Here is a 15,556-nt window from a genome sequence, read left to right on the forward strand (position 1 = left end):
GTCTACATGGCTGCGGCGGCGGTGAGTGATGCCGGTCGGACCACCCACCGTCCTGCTTCGGAACGCGATGTAACAGAGTCGGTCACTTGTCGCTCGTCGTCGCCATTCGCAAGCGTCGCCGTCCTCCAGTCGTCACGTCTGCGCCGACGCTCCAACTCCCCCGCACCGACAGCTCCACTTCCGGTCCGCATCACGAAACTTCTTATCGGATGAGGAACTAAGAGTGGGTGAATGGCTCGCGCGGAAAATACGGAACTCATCGACACCTTCGAGCAGTTCTACCGGCGGTACTACAGCGACGAGATCGGCGAACTCGCGCAGAACTACCCCGGCGAGCAGCGCTCGCTGTTCGTCGACTGGACCGACCTCTACAGGTTCGACGCCGACCTCGCCGACGACTTCATCTCCCAGCCCGAGCAGCACCGCGAGTACGCCGAGGAGGCACTGCGGCTCTACGACCTCCCGGTGGACGTGAGCCTCGGGCAGGCCCACGTGCGCGTCGAGACCCTCGACCAGCACACGGACATCCGGGCCATCCGCGCGCGACACGTCAACAATCTCGTGAGCGTGCAGGGCATCGTCCGGAAGGCGACCAACGTCCGGCCGAAGATACAGGAGGCCGCCTTCGAGTGCCAGCGCTGTGGCACCCTGACCTACATCCCCCAGAGCAGCGGCGACTTCCAGGAGCCCCACGAGTGTCAGGGCTGCGAGCGACAGGGCCCGTTCCAGATCAACTTCGACCAGTCGGAGTTCGTCGACTCCCAGAAGCTCCGCATCCAGGAGAGCCCCGAAGGCCTCCGCGGCGGGGAGACGCCCCAGAGCATCGACGTGCACATCGAGGACGACATCACGGGCAACGTGACGCCCGGCGACCACGTCACGGTCACGGGCATCCTCCACCTCGAACAGCAGGGCAACGATCAGGAGAAGTCCGCGGTGTTCGACGTGTACATGGACGGCATGTCGGTCACCATCGAGGACGAGGAGTTCGAGGAGATGGACATCACCGACGAGGACAAGAAGGAGATCGTCGAACTCTCGAACGAGGACGACATCTACGACAAGATGGTCGCCTCGATGGCTCCGGCCATCTACGGCTACGACGAGGAGAAGCTCGCGATGATCCTCCAGTTGTTCTCCGGTGTGACGAAGCATCTCCCCGACGAGTCCCGGATTCGGGGCGACCTGCACATGCTGCTGATCGGTGACCCCGGTACGGGTAAGTGTCTCGAAGGCGATACGAAGGTCACGCTCGCGGACGGGACCGAGAAGCCCATCCGCGAAATCGTCGAAACCAACCTCGACGACCCGAAGCCGGTCGACGACGGCGTGTACCAGGAGGTCGATATTCCGCTTCCGTCGATGGACGACGACGGAACACTCGTTCAAAAGCGCGCGACGAAGGTCTGGAAGCGGGAGGCTCCGGACGAGATGTATCGGATTCAGACGGCGAGTGGGACGGAACTCGAAGTTACGCCGTCGCATCCGCTCTTCGTTCAGGCGGATGGCGCGTTCGAGGCAGTTCGGGCTGAAGGGCTTCGAGAGGGGGACTCCGTGGCTGTTCACGATGCGAATTCCGTAGCTATGACCGATGGCGGCGTCGAGGCTACGGCTGGCGTTCAGCAACCTCCAACTCAGACTCTCGGTTCGAGGGTAAGCCAATCCGAAATCACGTCCATCGAAACCGTCACTCCGGACTACGACTGGGTGTACGACCTCGAAGTCGAGGGGACGCACAACTACCTCTCGAACAACGTCGTCTCGCACAACTCCCAGATGATCTCGTACGTCCAGAACATCGCGCCGCGCTCGGTGTACACCTCCGGGAAGGGGTCGTCGAGCGCTGGCCTCACCGCAGCTGCTGTGAGAGACGACTTCGGCGACGGCCAGCAGTGGTCGCTCGAAGCCGGCGCGCTGGTGCTCGCGGACAAGGGCATCGCGGCAGTGGACGAACTGGACAAGATGCGATGCGTGACCGGCGACACGCTGGTCCACCTCGGCGACGGACGAGTCTCGCGCATCCGGGACGTCGCGCGCGAAGCGGCCGACGCCGGCACCATCGAAGAACTCCCGAACGGCCGGACGATACGCGACGTGGGCATCAAGGCGTGGACGATGACCGACGACGATCGACTCGTCAAGCGCCCGGTCACGGCAGTCCACGAGTACGACGCGCCGGACGAACTCACCACGGTCACGGTCGAATCCGGCGAGGAGTTGACGGCGACTCGCGACCATCCGTTCTTCGCGCTCGAGGACGGCGAGCGGGTCGAGAAGCCCGCCGCCGACCTCGCCCCCGGCGACTGGGTGTACGTCCCTCGTCGTCTCTCGCAGCCGGCGGCAGACGGGGGAACGGTCGCCTCTCGGGCTGTTCCGAGTGAGAGTACCGCGAGGATGGAGCCCGCGATGGGTGCCGTACTCGGCTATCTATCGGGCGACGGGAACGTCTACTACGACCGCGACGAGGGCGTCTACGGAATTCGGTTCATCAACAAAGAAGAACAGCTACTGACCGACTTCGAGCGAGCGTGTCGCGACGCTTTCGACGCCACGACCGTACGCCCTCCGAGCGAACAGCGCGACGACGGCGTCGAGACCGTTCGACTGTCGGGCCGGGAGTACGCCGACGCGGTCCTCGACGCCGGAATGAACCTCGAAACGTACGACGACAAGGCGTTCCCCGAGGGCGTCACAGATGCGTCGGCCGCCACGAAGGCGGCATTCGTCCGAGCGCTGGCCGACAGCGAAGGCAGCGTCGACGTCGCCACCGGCAACGTCAAGATACATTCGTCGAGCTACGAACTGCTGCTGGGCGTCAAGAGCCTACTGCTGGAGTTCGACGTGTCGACCCAGATCCAGACGAAAGAACGCGATAGCAGACGCGACGTTCACGTGCTCGCCATCACGGCGGCGGATTCGCTCGACGCGTTCGACCGTCACGTCGGGTTCACGCTCGACAGGAAACAGTCGGCGCTCGAAGCGGTCTGCGAGGCGTCGTCCGGCGACAGGACGATACTCGACGTAATTCCCGAATGCGGTGGCCTGCTCGCGGATATCCGGGAGTCGCTTCGGCTTCATCAGTCCGAATGCGGCATCGGCGACGTGACGTACTGCAACTTCGAGAACGGCGACGCCAACGTGTCGCTCCGTCTCGCTCGGAACATCCTCGCAGCGTTCGAGGATCGCAAGGCGGACGCCGAGACCACGATGGAAACGCTGGCCGGCGAATGCAACTGGACGACGCTCGACGCGGTGAAAGACCGGTATCACGTCTCGCAGGCAGAACTCGCCGACGGTACCACGTACACCCAACCAGCGATTTCGCGCGAGTGGGGCGAAAGCGACGAACTCCGCGAGCTGGTCATCGAGCGTCTCCACGAAGTCGTCGAGTCGGTGGCAGGGACGGATCTCGCCCAGTTCCGGTCGCTGGTCCGCGGAGACGTGAAGTGGCGGCGCATCGACGCTGTCGAGACGACGGCGGCCGAAGCGTCCGGCGACAGGACCCGGCTGCTCCGGGGGAAACTCGCGGACGTACTCGGTTGTTCGCCCGAGGACGCCGTCGAGATGGGACGACACCTACTGGCAGTCGACCCGTCCACGGGTTCGTGGGACGCGCTCGGTGCGGAAATCGACCGCCACGGCGTCTCGTTCACCGACCTCGCTCGCGATCTCGACGTCGCACAGTCGACAGTTTCGCGGTGGTTCAACGGCGAGGTCGAGACGGATCGGTTCCCCGAGGTCGAGTCGGTCGCGCTCGACCGCATCCGGGTAGTCCGGGACGAGGTGGAGCGATTGGTCGACGCTATCGAGGCGAGCAGGAAACCCAAGGTCTACGACTTGACGGTCGAGGGAACGCACAACTTCGTCGCGAGCGGGATGGTGGTCCACAACTCCGAGGACCGGTCGGCGATGCACGAGGCGCTCGAACAGCAGAAGATCTCCATCTCGAAGGCCGGGATCAACGCCACGCTCAAGTCCCGGTGTTCGCTCCTCGGGGCGGCCAACCCCAAGTACGGTCGGTTCGACCAGTACGAGCCCATCGGTGAGCAGATCGACCTCGAACCCGCGCTCGTCTCGCGGTTCGACCTCATCTTCACGGTCACCGACAAGCCCAACGAGGAGGAGGACCGCCGGCTGGCCGAACACATCCTGCAGACGAACTACGCGGGTCAGCTGAACACCCAGCGCACGGAGATGAGCGCGCCCAACATCACGCAGGAGGAGGTCGACAGCCAGACCGATCAGGTCGCGCCCGCCATCGACCCCGACCTGTTGCGCAAGTACATCGCGTACTCGAAGCGCAACTGCTTCCCGACGATGACCGAGGACGCCAAGGAAGTCATCGAGGACTTCTACGTCGACCTCCGGACGAAGGGGGCCGACGAGGACGCGCCCGTCCCCGTAACCGCTCGGAAGCTGGAGGCCCTCGTTCGTCTCGCGGAGGCCAGCGCCCGCGTGCGTCTCTCGGACAGCGTGGAGGTCGAGGACGCCGAGCGCTCCGTGCGAATCACCCGGTCGTGTCTGCAAGACATCGGCGTCGACCCCGAGACGGGCCAGTTCGACGCCGACGTGGTCGAGACGGGCACCTCGAAGACCCAGCGCGACCGCATCAAGAACCTCAAGCAGCTCATCTCCGAGATCGAGGAGGACTACGACGAAGGTGCGCCCGTCGACGAGGTGATGTCCCGCGCCGACGAGATCGGCATGGAGCAGTCGAAGGCCGAACACGAGATAGACAAGCTCAAACAGAAGGGCGAGGTGTACGAGCCCTCGACCGACCACCTGCGGACGACCTGACGATGGACCGAATCTCCGCCCTCCGGAACATCGAAGAAGCGCTCGCCGAGTTCGAGACCGGCGAGGCCGACCTCGACGCGACCGAGCGCCGCGTCGTGACCGTCCTCCGGACGTACGCCACCGAGTTCGAAGACGAGACGCTGTCGGCCTACCGCGCGTCGGGCGACGACCGCGCGGACGGCCTCGTCGTCGTGGCCGAGTCGCGGTCGGAGGCTCGCGCTCGCGTAGCCGACCTGCTCGACGCCGAGTCGTCGGACGCCGAATCACGGGACGCCGACCCACCGGACGCCGAATCGCTGGAGTTCGAGCTCGAACAGGTGGGCTGACACGTCACTCGTGTGGGGCTTCAGATGGGAAAATAAATAAGCCCGCTTCCCATAGAACCATTCATTCAACCCGGACGCTCGCTGGAGTCTTGACGGGAACCCACGCTACCGATGAAATCCGAGGGTCACGGCGGAAACGAACCGGTCCTTGACGCGGTCGAGAGAGGGTCGTCCGTCCTGCTGCTCGCGCCCTCGATCCACGCCGCGACCGACGACGCGTGTCTCGGCCTGCTCTCGGTCGACGACCCCCGCGAGCAGGACGTGCTGTGGGTCACCTACACGCGCTCGCCGGACGACTGTATCCAAGACTGGCTCGCTCACGCCGGGGAGCGACCCCGGAACCTGCAGTTCGTCAGCGTCGGCGAGACTACCCGGTCGGCCTCGGCGGCGTCGGGTGGCGGTTCGTCGACCCGCCCGGGCGACGAACTCGTGGAGACGCTGACCAGTCCGGGCGACCTGACCGGACTGGGAATCACGCTCAGCGAGATCCTCAAGGAGTGGGACGGCGACGGTAACGAGGCCGTCGCGTGCTTCGACTCGCTGACGGCGCTACTCCAGTACGCCGACCTCCAGACCGTGTACAAGTTCCTCCACGTTCTGACCGGTCGGTTCGACGCGGCTGACGTGACCGCCCACTTCCACCTCGACCCCGACGCGTGCGACCAGCAGACGGTCAGCACGCTCACCTCGCTGTTCGACACGGTGGTCGAACTGGAGGAGGACGGGTGGACCGTCCGCAGTCGATAGTGAATTTTTAAACCCGGTGGCGCAGAAATAAACCCTGTGCTGCTCGTCGTGACCTACTCGCGAGCCGCCCGGCAGACGCTCCGGAACGTCTGCAACGGGCACGAGGAGACTGTCGTCCAACGCTTGGGCCGCGCGGCCCTGCTGGAAGCGACCGAACTCGGCGCGTTCCTCGCGCTCCGGCTCCGAGCGAAACACGCTGGTGACGTGCAGGTCGAGCGCACCGCACCGTTCAACGAGTTCGCGGCGGTGCCCGAGACGGTCCAGGACGCCGCTGCGGCCTACGAGGACCGCGAGCACCCGAGCACTCCGTACGCCGCGTTCGCTGCCGGGACCGACCACCCCGCGGTCGAGTCGATGCGCGACGCGGAACTGCGGGAGTCCGCCGAGTCACGAGAATGAGGGTTCGCGTGCGCGACGCCGACCGGGGTGAGGTGGTCCGTGAGGGTCGGGCCGTCGACCTCCGCGCGCTCGACGGCGATTTCGACTTGAGTCCGAGAGCTGTGGCACGAGTCGTGCGTGGCGAGTCCCCGGACCCGGGGCCGGTCCACGACCACGTCGGCGTGATTACCGCGACCGTCAGCGTCTCGCCGCGGGCCGCCCTCGCTGCCGGCGCGCGCTCGCGGGGTCACGCCGCCCCACAGGCCGAGGAACTCGCCGCGGTCCGCGAGCGCCTCGCCGAACTCGACCCGCCGGCGGTCGACCTCCGGCGAGCCCGCGAGCGCGTGGCGGACGCCAGCGACGCCGAGGCCGAGTGGCGCGAGCGCGTCGCCACGCTTCAGGGCCGCGTGCAGGCGCTCCGCGAGGTCGAGGACGATTCCGAAGACGTGGAGGCCGACTATGGAGAGACGAAGGTCGACCTGGAGAGCGCGGAGGCCGACCTCGCCGAGGCCACGCGCCGTCTCTCAGAAGTCGAGACCGAGCGCATCGCCGCCAAGCAGGCGCTGGCCCGCGCCCGCGAGCGAGCGCGCGAGCATCGCGAGACGCGACGCGAGCGACTGCGGTTGGAGGACCGCGCGGGCAACCTCCGCCGCGCCGCTCGTGATCACCTCGCCGAGCGCGTGAGCGAGGACTTCGAGGCGGCACGGGACGCGGTTCCCGAGGGCGATTTCTCGGAGGACGTGAGAACTGCGCTCGCGGTTGCCCGCGTCGCGGAGCTGGACGCGCCCGTGGTGGTGGCCCGCGGTGCGGACCCCTTCGAGATGCCCGCGGCGGCAGTCCGATGGCTCGACGCTCCGGTACTTCGGGTTTGAGCGACGAACGTTTGAGTCGCGAACTGGTGTGGGGTTGCGGTATGGTGTGGTGTAGTGCGGCGTGGGTGCGGTGGGATGCGGTGCGGTTGTGGCGTGGTTGCGGTGTGGTGCGGTTGCTGTGCGGTGACTCCTAGGCTCAAGCAGTAGTTTGCTTCGACGTCGCGTCTAATTCTGTTGTGAAGAGATTGGCAGCTAGCTACTGCCGAGGCATATGAGAACCGCAACCGCACAGCACCGCGACCGCGGGCCTCAGACCTCCCCAGCCTCCTGCGCTTCTCACTTCGTTGCGATGCTCGTCCCTCGCGCGATTTGGCGCGCCACGGAGGGCGCGCCAGCGCGCGCCGAGGTGGATGATGAGGCCGGCGCGCGCCGGGGTCGAATGTGGAGTTCGCGTATACCGAGAAAGCTGAGCTCCCGAAATCGTCCCGTGTTACTCTCGATTCACACGTATTTTTATCACCGATGGGGCGACGAAACCGGGCCATGGTGAACCTCGACTGGCGCGTCGAATCGCGCGCCGGAGTCTCGCTGGTGACGCTCGTCGTCGAGAACCCGACACCGACCCCGCGCCGCGTTCGAGTCGCCAACCGACTCGACGGCCCGATTCGGCCGCCGCGGCGTGAGGGCGTCCCAGAGGCCGGGTGGGACGACGGCGGCTTCGAGGGCGTCGTCGCGGCCGGGGCGACCCGAGCGCTCGGCTACGCCTGCCCCGCACCGCCCGCCGAGCCCCCGGCCGAACTCGTCTGGACCGAGCGCGCCGGGGAAACCGAACGTGCAGGAAAAACTGAGGATCGAGACGGTGGCCCCGTCGCTTCGGAGGCCACGCCCGAGGGCGTCGTGCGCGCGCTCGGAACTGCGCGCCCGCCCGCGGACGCCGTGCCCGCCTCGCTCCCCGAGCCACGCTCCGCGTCCGCGATCCCCGACGCCGTGGCGTCGTGGCTGACGGCGGTCGAAGAGCGCGCGGCCGACGATGATGGGGATGGCGACGAACTCACGGCCGACGATAGCGCGGCCCTCGACGCCGTCGCCCATAGAATCGAGGCGCTTCGCTCGCGAGAAAGCGAGCCTTCGCCCGCCGACTCGGGGAGGTCGCCGTGATCCTCGCGGTCGCGGGCGGGAAGGGCGGCGTCGGCAAGTCGACGGTCGCGCTCAACCTCGGCGCGGAACTCGACGCCGTGGTCGTGGACGCCGACCTCGCGATGGCCGACCTCGCGGCCGGGCGTGGTCCCGACCTCCACGACGTGCTTGCCGGGCGGGCCGCGCCCCTCGAAGCCGTGCGCGAGGACGGTCCCGTCGCGCTGCTCCCGTGCGGGCGCACACTTGCGGGTGCGCGGGCGGCCGACGCGCGGCGACTCGTCGAGACTGTCGAAGCGGTCGCCGAGGCGTACGGCCGCGTGGTCGTCGACTCGCCCGCCGGGATGGCCGCAGACGCGGGGATGCCCCTGCTGGCGGCCGACGCTGCGGTGCTGGTCGCCGCACCCCGGGAGTACGCGCTGGCCGACGCCATCCGGACGCGCGAACTCGCCCGGGAACTCGACGCCGGACTGGCCGCGGTGGCACTGAATCGGACCGCGGGTGCCTGCCGAATCACGAGCGCCTCTCGGACCGAATCGACCGATTCGGTCCGAGAGGCGCTCGGCGCACCGGTCGTGGCGATTCCCGACGACGACAGGGTCCGGCGCGCGCAGCGACAGGGTTGGCCAGTGTCGGTGCTCGCGCCCGACAGCACCCCCGCTGATCGGTTCCGTGAACTCGCGCGAGAAGTCGACGACGTCCGTCAGTTCCGCGAGTCCTGAGACGCGACCGTCACTCTTCGGGTCCTGTGTCGCGCCCGTCACTCCGTCAGATCCTGATACGCCGACCGGAGCGTCACGGTCGTCACGTCCGCTACCGCGGCGATCTCCTTCTGGGTCATCTGATGGCGGGTGTCGAGCGCCGCGAGGTAGAGACACGCCGCCGCGAACCCGCCGGGGTCCCGTCCGGAGAGCAGGTTCTCCTCGTACCCGCGTTCGACCAGCCGGGCCGCCTCCTGCTCGACCTCGGTCGGGAGGCCGAGCTTGCTGGCGAACCGCGGCAGGTACTCTCGGGGGTCGACCGGCCCGGTCGGCAGCCCGAGTTCGCGGTTCATCACGTCGTAGGCGGTCTTGAGCTCGCTTCGGGTCGCGCGGGCGGCGTCCAGCACCTCGTCGAGCGTGCGCGAGACGGCTGCGGTCCGGCAGGTCGCGTACACCGCCGCCGCGGCGAACCCCTCCAATGACCGACCGCGGAGCAGGTCCTCGGACTGGGCAGACTCGAACAGGACGCACGACCGGTCGCGCACGTTCTCCGAGAGAGTCAGCGAACCCACGAGCCGCCGGATCTCCGTGAAGGCGTACACCTGATTTCGGTTGGTCTTCGAGCCGATGCGGGCGCGCTCGTGGTGCTTGCGCATCCGGGCGACCCGCCGACGCTTGCGTCCCGTGAGCCGGAGGTCGCTGGAGTGACCGATCTCGGTCGAGAGCCCCCGGTCGTGGCGCGAACGGGTGAGCGGCGCGCCGGTGCGCTTCTTGTGGCTGTCGTCGTCGCCGAACGACCGCCACTCGGGGCCGCGGTCGATGCGGTCCTCCGACACCACGAGGCCGCAGTCGGCGCAGACCGTCTCGTCGCGGTCGGAGTTCAGTCGTCCGTCGCACTCGGGGCACGTCCGTGCTGTCGCGCGTGCTTTGCTCATCACGGTCGAAACTTCGGCCGATATCGTATTTAAAGAACGGACGATAGCGGGGAAAACGCAGGAGAGCACGGCCACGAACCTACCGGTAACCGGTAGGCTCCTCGCGGACCGCGTAGCGATTCCTCCGCAGGCAGATTATCAATCACGATAAGTTAGGGCGAAATTTAAGTCGGAGAGCGACCAACCCTCGACCGTGACGCTCTCGGACATCGCGGACGGGCTGGAGGTGACCACCGAGCAGTGCGACCGCGGCGTCGCGTCGGTCGACGCCACCGCGGACGGCGAGGCGGGGCTCCGGGAGCGACTCGCGGAGTTCGCCGACGACCTCCCATGCGACGCCGCCTCGGCCGCGACCGTCGTCGAGGGCCACGTCGCAGGAAGTGCCGTCGGCGAGAGCGCACGCGCCGCGGGCGTCCCACCCGTCACGGCGGCCAAGACGCTGCACCTGCTCGGCTGCGAGGGCGTCTCGCCGCTGACGCCCGACGCCCACCGCATCGTCCGGGACTGGCTGTCGGCCGACCTCTCGCGAGCCGAGGCGACGGAACTCGCCGGCGCGACCGAGACGGAGTTCGCGCTGGCGGCGTTCGTCGAGACCCACGAGCCGATTCCGGGTGCAAGCGACGTCGTGACGGGCGCGCTCGCACCGGACGGCGACGCTGCGGTCGAGAAGCGCGACGCGCTCGCGGGCGCGACGGGCGACGCGAGCGAACTGCTGTCGCGGCAGTAGCGTGAACGACCGCGAAATCACGCTCGGACACGCCGACAATCAGGACAGCGCGTCCGGCAGGAACTCCTCGCCGTCGAGATCGAGCAGTCCCGACTCCTCGAACTCCAACTCCAGTTCCGCGTCGAAGACGACCTCGGCCGTCCGAGCGACCGCCGGCGCGAATCCATCCTCGGGGTCTGCACTGGCGTCCGAACCGCCGACGCTGGCCGGCACGTCCTCGACGCTCGTCGCGTCGCTCTCCGGAATCGCGGCGTCGGCGCTCCGGAGCGGGTGGTCCTCGGAGCCCGAATCCCAGTCACCCTCGACGCGATTCGCGATCACGGCGTCCACGCTCGCGCCTACGTCAGCCACCCGTCCGCGGGTGCGAGCGAGTGCGTCCACGCCGCGCTCGCTCGCGGGTGCGACGACCGCCACGCGATCTGCCGCCGTGACCGCGGCGACGGCCTGATTCGCGGCGACCGGCGGCGCGTCCACGAGCACGTGGTCGAAGTTCTCGCCGGCGTCGTCGAGCAGGGCCTCGAATCGCTGGGCCGCGTCGGCGGTCTTGGCGCGAGCGAGGCGCTCGAACGGTGCGTGCGCCGGGCAGAGTTCGAGCCGCCCCGGCAGGTCGGCGGTGACGGAGTGCTCGCGCAGGCCGTCGGCGAGCGAGCGGTCCGCCTCCGCGACGAGAAGGTCGGTCAGGTCCGGGTCGATCCTGTCGGGGACGTGGCGGGACAGTCCCTCGGTGGCGAAGGCGGCGTCGAGGATCGCGACCTCGCGGCCGTCGCGCGCGAGCGTCGCGCCGAGCTCCACGGCGAGTCTGGTCGTGCCCGCGCCGCCGGTCGCACCGACGAGCGCGGCAGTCGTTGCGTCCATTAATTCGATCTTACCTCTCTATAATATAAAAGGGTGCGCTTCGGCGGATTCGTTCCCGGCGCAGTCGTCGCTCAGTCTCGCTGATTGTGTATCTTCTCGGCGATCTCGTCCAGCTTCGCGTCGCTCAGGTCCGGGCGCTCGCCGACGATGGCGTGGATGGGCCGCCCGCCGTCGTCCTCGAATCGCGGGATGATGTGGCCGTGGACGTGGGGAACCTCCTGTCCGGCTGCCTCGCCGTCGTTGAACGCCACGTTCGCGCCGTCGGCGTCGACCGCGTGCTGAACCGCGGTGTTGAGTCGGTGGAGCGCGCCGAACACGTGGGCCGCCACGTCCTCGGGCGTGTCTTCGAGCGTCTCGTGGTGCTCCTTGGGGATGACGAGCGTGTGGCCCGGCGAGAGGGGATTTGCGTCGAGGAAGGCCTTAGCGGTGTCGTCTTCGAAGACGGTCCGGCTCGGGATGTCGCCGTCGACTATCTGGCAGAAGATGCAGTCGTCGTTGCTCATGGCTCTGTCGGGGTGTTTGGCGGCCCGGCGTATCAAGGTTGAGGCTACCACAGGGTCGAGGCTACGGCGGACTCGACTATCGCTCGCGCTCCGTGCGGTCCTCGGCATTCTCCAGCGTCTCGGTGTCGAGCAGTCGCTCCACCTTTCGCTCGAACTGCTCGTCGGTGAGGTCCCCACGCGCATATCGACTCCTGAGCGTCTCCAGCGCATCGCGATGGTCCGATTCGACCGGTTCGTCGGTCGCTGCGGATCGCACGGCCGTCCTGTTTCGTCTCGCATCCCGTCTCGATTCGTCCCGTTCCATCTCGTCTCGCGCTCCCGCTACCGATTACAGCCCCGACTGCACAACCGAACCCAATTTAACTCCGTAGAGGTACAGAAGAGATATGAGCAGGTTCGGTGAGGTCGACGAGCAGTACGACCCCGATACCGTCGAGGACCGGGTGTTCTCGTACTGGGACGAGGTCGACGCCTACGAGAAGACGGTGGAGCACCGCGAGGGCGAGGAGAGGTTCTTCTTCGTGGACGGGCCGCCGTACACCTCCGGCGCGGCCCACATGGGCACGACGTGGAACAAGACGCTGAAGGACGCCTACATCCGGTACCACCGAATGCTGGGCTACGACGTGACCGACCGGCCGGGCTACGACATGCACGGTCTGCCCATCGAGACGCGGGTCGAGGAGAAGTTGGGCTTCGAGAACAAGAAGGACATCGAGGAGTTCGGCGAGGAGAACTTCATCGCCGAGTGCAAGTCGTACGCCGAGGAGCAACTGGAGGGCCTGCAGTCGGACTTCCAGTCGTTCGGCGTCTGGATGGACTGGGAGAACCCGTACAAGACGGTCGACCCCGAGTACATGGAGGGCGCGTGGTGGGGGTTCAAGCAGGCCCACGAGCGCGGCCTCGTCGAGCAAGGCCAGCGCTCCATCTCGCAGTGCCCGCGCTGCGAGACCGCCATCGCGAACAACGAGGTCGAGTACGAGGACGTCGAGGACCCCTCGATCTACGTGAAGTTCCCGCTGCGCGACCGCGAGGGCTCGCTGGTCATCTGGACCACGACCCCGTGGACCATCCCCGCCAACACCTTCGTCGCGGTCGACGGCGAGGTGACCTACCAGCAGGTCCGCGCCGAAAAAGACGGCGAAGAGGAAGTCCTGTATCTTGCGAAGGCCTGCGTCGAGGACGTTCTGAGCGAAGGCCGCTACGACGACTACGAGGTCGACGCCGAGTTCACCGGCGAGGAGATGGTCGGCTGGACGTACGACCATCCCCTGCGCGAGGAGGTGCCCGACCACCCCGACGGCGAGGACGCCCTGCAGGTGTACACCACCGACTACGTGGAGGTCGACCGCACGGGGCTCGTCCACTCCGCGCCCGGTCACGGTGAGGAGGACTTCGAGCGCGGCCGCGAACTCGGCCTCGACATCTTCTGCCCGGTCGACGGCGACGGCGTGTACGACGACAGCGCCGGCGAGTACGCCGGCCAGTTCGTCAAGGACGCCGACGACGAGATCATCGCCGACCTCGAGGAGAAGGGGCTGATGCTCCACGCCGGGACCACCACGCACAGCTACGGCCACTGCTGGCGGTGTGACACCGGCATCATCCAGATCGTCACCGACCAGTGGTTCATCACCATCACGGACATCAAAGACGAACTGCTCGACAACATCGAGGACAGCGAGTGGCACCCCCAGTGGGCGCGGGACAACCGCTTCCGGGACTTCGTGGAGGACGCGCCCGACTGGAACGTCTCCCGGCAGCGCTACTGGGGCATCCCCATCCCCATCTGGCTGCCCGAAGACTGGGACGGCAGTATGGAGACTGCCATCGTCGTCGGCGACCGCGAGGAACTCGCCGAGCGCGTCGATCAGGACGTCGACCCGGACGAGGTCGACCTCCACAAGGGGACGGTCGACGATCTCACCATCACGGTGGACTCCACCGAGGCGGAGGACGCCGCCGAGGACGGCACGACCTACACCCGCGTCGGCGACGTGTTCGACGTGTGGCTCGACTCCTCGGTCGCGTCGTGGGGCACCCTCGACTACCCGAGCGAGCAGGAGAACTTCGACGAGCTCTGGCCCGCCGACCTCATCATGGAGGCCCACGACCAGACCCGGGGCTGGTTCTGGTCCCAGCTCGGCATGGGGACCGCCGCGCTCGGCGAGATCCCCTACGACGAGGTGCTGATGCACGGCTACGCCAACATGCCCGACGGCCGCGGCATGTCCAAGTCCAAGGGCATCCTCGTCGACCCCCACGAGGTCATCGAGGAGTACGGCACCGACCCGATGCGGCTGTTCCTGCTGTCGGCGAACCCGCAGGGCGAGGACATGCGCTTCTCGTGGGACGGGACCGAGGCGATGCAGCGCGACCTCAACATCCTCTGGAACGTCGTCCGATTCCCGCTGCCGTACATGCGACTCGACGAGTTCGACCCCGAGGAAACCACGCTGGAGGACGTGGACGACGACCTCGAACTCGTCGACGAGTGGGTGCTCTCGCGGCTCCAGACCGTCGAGGACGAGATGACCGCCCACTGGGACGACTTCCGGCAAGACAAAGCGCTGGACGTGCTGCTCGACTTCGTGGTCGAGGACGTCTCGCGGTTCTACATTCAGGTGGTTCGCGAGCGCATGTGGGACGAGGCCGACAGCGCGAGCAAGCGGGCGGCGTACGCGACCTTCCACGAACTCCTCTCGGAGCTCGTCGCGCTGTTCGCGCCGTACGCGCCGTTCGTCGCCGAGGAACTCTACGGCAAGCTCACGGGCGAGACGGGCTACGACTCCGTCCACATGCTCGAGTGGCCCGAGCCAGACGAGTACTGGCGCGACGCCCGGCTCGAGACCGACGTGACGCTCCTGCGGGCCGTCGAGGAGGCCGGGTCGAACGCCCGCCAGCAGGCCGAGCGCAAGCTCCGCTGGCCCGTCCAGCGCGTGGTCGTCACGGCCGCCGACGAGCGAGTCGTCGAGGCGGTCGAGCGCCACGGCGACCTGCTGGCCGACCGGTTGAACGCCCGCGAGATCCAGCTCGTCGACCCCGGCGAGGACTGGGGCGAACTCCACTACAGCGCGACCGCGGACATGAGCGTGCTCGGGCCGGCGTTCGGCGACGACGCCGGGCGCGTCATGCAGGCGCTCAACGACGCCGAGGTCGCCGAGCCCACCCTCGCCGCGCTGGAGAGCGCGGTCGAGGACGCGACTGGCCTCGACGCGGGCCTCACCGACGAGATGGTCGAGGTCGTCCGAGAGACGCCCGAGGGCGTCACCGGCGTCGGGTTCGACACCGATGGCGACCGGCGCGGCGTCGTCTACGTCGACACCCAGCTCAGCGAGGACATCGAGAGCGAGGGGTACGCCCGCGAGGTCGTCCGCCGCGTCCAGGAGATGCGCAAGGAGATGGGTCTGGACATCGAGGAGCGCGTGCGCCTCGACCTCGACATCGCCGACGACCGCGTCGCGGACCTCGTGGCCGAGCGCATGGACCTCGTCCGCGAGGAGGTCCGCGCCGACGAGGTGGGTGCGGTCGAGGACGGTCACCGGAAGACGTGGGAGGTCGAGGGCGTCGAGATGGAGATCGCGGTCGCCCCGCTGGCAGAAGCCGAGGCCTGAGACGGCTGCCATCCACGTTTTCGCAGT

Annotated in this window: 12 protein-coding genes and 1 pseudogene; 9 read left to right on the forward strand and 4 right to left on the reverse strand. The window is 67.7% G+C overall.

Annotated elements, in window-relative coordinates; genetic code table 11:
* The first annotated feature begins 231 nt into the window (after positions 1 to 231).
* The 7 genes from DPQ64_RS04945 (at position 232) to DPQ64_RS04975 (ending at position 8,916) form a co-directional block, all read left to right on the forward strand.
* A complete protein-coding gene (locus DPQ64_RS04945; protein ID WP_115863245.1) occupies positions 232 to 4,797 on the forward strand; it encodes an LAGLIDADG family homing endonuclease in 4,566 nt (1,521 codons plus the stop codon).
* A 2-nt stretch (positions 4,798 to 4,799) separates the two neighbouring features.
* Complete coding sequence (locus DPQ64_RS04950) at positions 4,800 to 5,123, forward strand: DUF7854 family protein (protein ID WP_115863246.1); 324 nt, start codon at positions 4,800 to 4,802, stop codon at positions 5,121 to 5,123.
* Between the two features lie 111 nt (positions 5,124 to 5,234).
* Positions 5,235 to 5,870, forward strand: a complete 636-nt coding sequence (locus tag DPQ64_RS04955; protein ID WP_232820489.1) for a DUF7504 family protein — start codon at positions 5,235 to 5,237, stop codon at positions 5,868 to 5,870.
* 36 nt (positions 5,871 to 5,906) lie between these two features.
* Entirely contained in the window at positions 5,907 to 6,269 is a 363-nt protein-coding gene (locus DPQ64_RS04960; protein WP_115863247.1) for a DUF7855 family protein, read from the forward strand.
* Positions 6,266 to 7,120, forward strand: coding sequence for a DUF7856 family protein (locus DPQ64_RS04965; protein ID WP_115863248.1), 855 nt, complete (start codon positions 6,266 to 6,268; stop codon positions 7,118 to 7,120). The genes DPQ64_RS04960 and DPQ64_RS04965 overlap by 4 nt, the downstream gene beginning before the upstream one ends.
* A 483-nt stretch (positions 7,121 to 7,603) precedes the next feature.
* Positions 7,604 to 8,218 (forward strand): DUF7857 domain-containing protein, encoded by a 615-nt coding sequence (locus tag DPQ64_RS04970; RefSeq protein ID WP_115863249.1) that lies wholly within the window; start codon positions 7,604 to 7,606, stop codon positions 8,216 to 8,218.
* Positions 8,215 to 8,916: a nucleotide-binding protein gene (locus DPQ64_RS04975; RefSeq protein WP_115863250.1), complete on the forward strand. Its 702-nt coding sequence runs from the start codon at positions 8,215 to 8,217 to the stop codon at positions 8,914 to 8,916. The genes DPQ64_RS04970 and DPQ64_RS04975 overlap by 4 nt, the downstream gene beginning before the upstream one ends.
* Positions 8,917 to 8,954: 38 nt before the next feature.
* Here DPQ64_RS04975 and DPQ64_RS04980 read toward each other — a convergent pair whose 3' ends face one another.
* Entirely contained in the window at positions 8,955 to 9,830 is an 876-nt protein-coding gene (locus tag DPQ64_RS04980) for a transcription initiation factor IIB (RefSeq protein ID WP_115863251.1), read from the reverse strand.
* 193 nt (positions 9,831 to 10,023) lie between these two features.
* Between DPQ64_RS04980 and DPQ64_RS04985 the strand changes: the two genes are divergently transcribed.
* Positions 10,024 to 10,557, forward strand: a complete 534-nt coding sequence (locus DPQ64_RS04985; protein ID WP_115863252.1) for a DUF7858 family protein — start codon at positions 10,024 to 10,026, stop codon at positions 10,555 to 10,557.
* A gap of 39 nt (positions 10,558 to 10,596) precedes the next feature.
* Here DPQ64_RS04985 and DPQ64_RS04990 read toward each other — a convergent pair whose 3' ends face one another.
* The 3 genes and pseudogenes from DPQ64_RS04990 to DPQ64_RS05000 form a co-directional block, all read right to left on the reverse strand.
* Positions 10,597 to 11,412 carry a ParA family protein gene (locus DPQ64_RS04990; RefSeq protein WP_115863253.1) on the reverse strand — a complete coding sequence of 272 codons (816 nt, stop codon included), beginning with the start codon at positions 11,410 to 11,412 and terminating at the stop codon, positions 10,597 to 10,599.
* 71 nt (positions 11,413 to 11,483) lie between these two features.
* Positions 11,484 to 11,915 carry an HIT family protein gene (locus DPQ64_RS04995; protein WP_115863254.1) on the reverse strand — a complete coding sequence of 144 codons (432 nt, stop codon included), beginning with the start codon at positions 11,913 to 11,915 and terminating at the stop codon, positions 11,484 to 11,486.
* 76 nt (positions 11,916 to 11,991) lie between these two features.
* Positions 11,992 to 12,141 (reverse strand): annotated as a pseudogene (locus DPQ64_RS05000) (SHOCT domain-containing protein); the annotation flags it as partial.
* Between the two features lie 160 nt (positions 12,142 to 12,301).
* On the opposite strand from DPQ64_RS05000, the gene ileS reads away from it, so the two are divergent.
* Positions 12,302 to 15,529, forward strand: coding sequence for an isoleucine--tRNA ligase (gene ileS / locus DPQ64_RS05005; protein WP_115863255.1), 3,228 nt, complete (start codon positions 12,302 to 12,304; stop codon positions 15,527 to 15,529).
* Positions 15,530 to 15,556 lie beyond the last annotated feature (27 nt).

It is taken from the genome of Halorussus litoreus, from assembly GCF_003382685.1.
GTDB lineage: Archaea > Halobacteriota > Halobacteria > Halobacteriales > Haladaptataceae > Halorussus > Halorussus litoreus.

Coding starts and splice junctions, on each gene's coding strand:
- DPQ64_RS04945 (WP_115863245.1), top strand. CDS start 232: ATGGCTCGCGCGGAAAATACGGAACTCATCGACACCTTCGAGCAGTTC.
- DPQ64_RS04950 (WP_115863246.1), top strand. CDS start 4,800: ATGGACCGAATCTCCGCCCTCCGGAACATCGAAGAAGCGCTCGCCGAG.
- DPQ64_RS04955 (WP_232820489.1), top strand. CDS start 5,235: ATGAAATCCGAGGGTCACGGCGGAAACGAACCGGTCCTTGACGCGGTC.
- DPQ64_RS04965 (WP_115863248.1), top strand. CDS start 6,266: ATGAGGGTTCGCGTGCGCGACGCCGACCGGGGTGAGGTGGTCCGTGAG.
- DPQ64_RS04970 (WP_115863249.1), top strand. CDS start 7,604: ATGGTGAACCTCGACTGGCGCGTCGAATCGCGCGCCGGAGTCTCGCTG.
- DPQ64_RS04980 (WP_115863251.1), bottom strand. CDS start 9,830: ATGAGCAAAGCACGCGCGACAGCACGGACGTGCCCCGAGTGCGACGGA.
- DPQ64_RS04990 (WP_115863253.1), bottom strand. CDS start 11,412: ATGGACGCAACGACTGCCGCGCTCGTCGGTGCGACCGGCGGCGCGGGC.
- DPQ64_RS04995 (WP_115863254.1), bottom strand. CDS start 11,915: ATGAGCAACGACGACTGCATCTTCTGCCAGATAGTCGACGGCGACATC.
- ileS (WP_115863255.1), top strand. CDS start 12,302: ATGAGCAGGTTCGGTGAGGTCGACGAGCAGTACGACCCCGATACCGTC.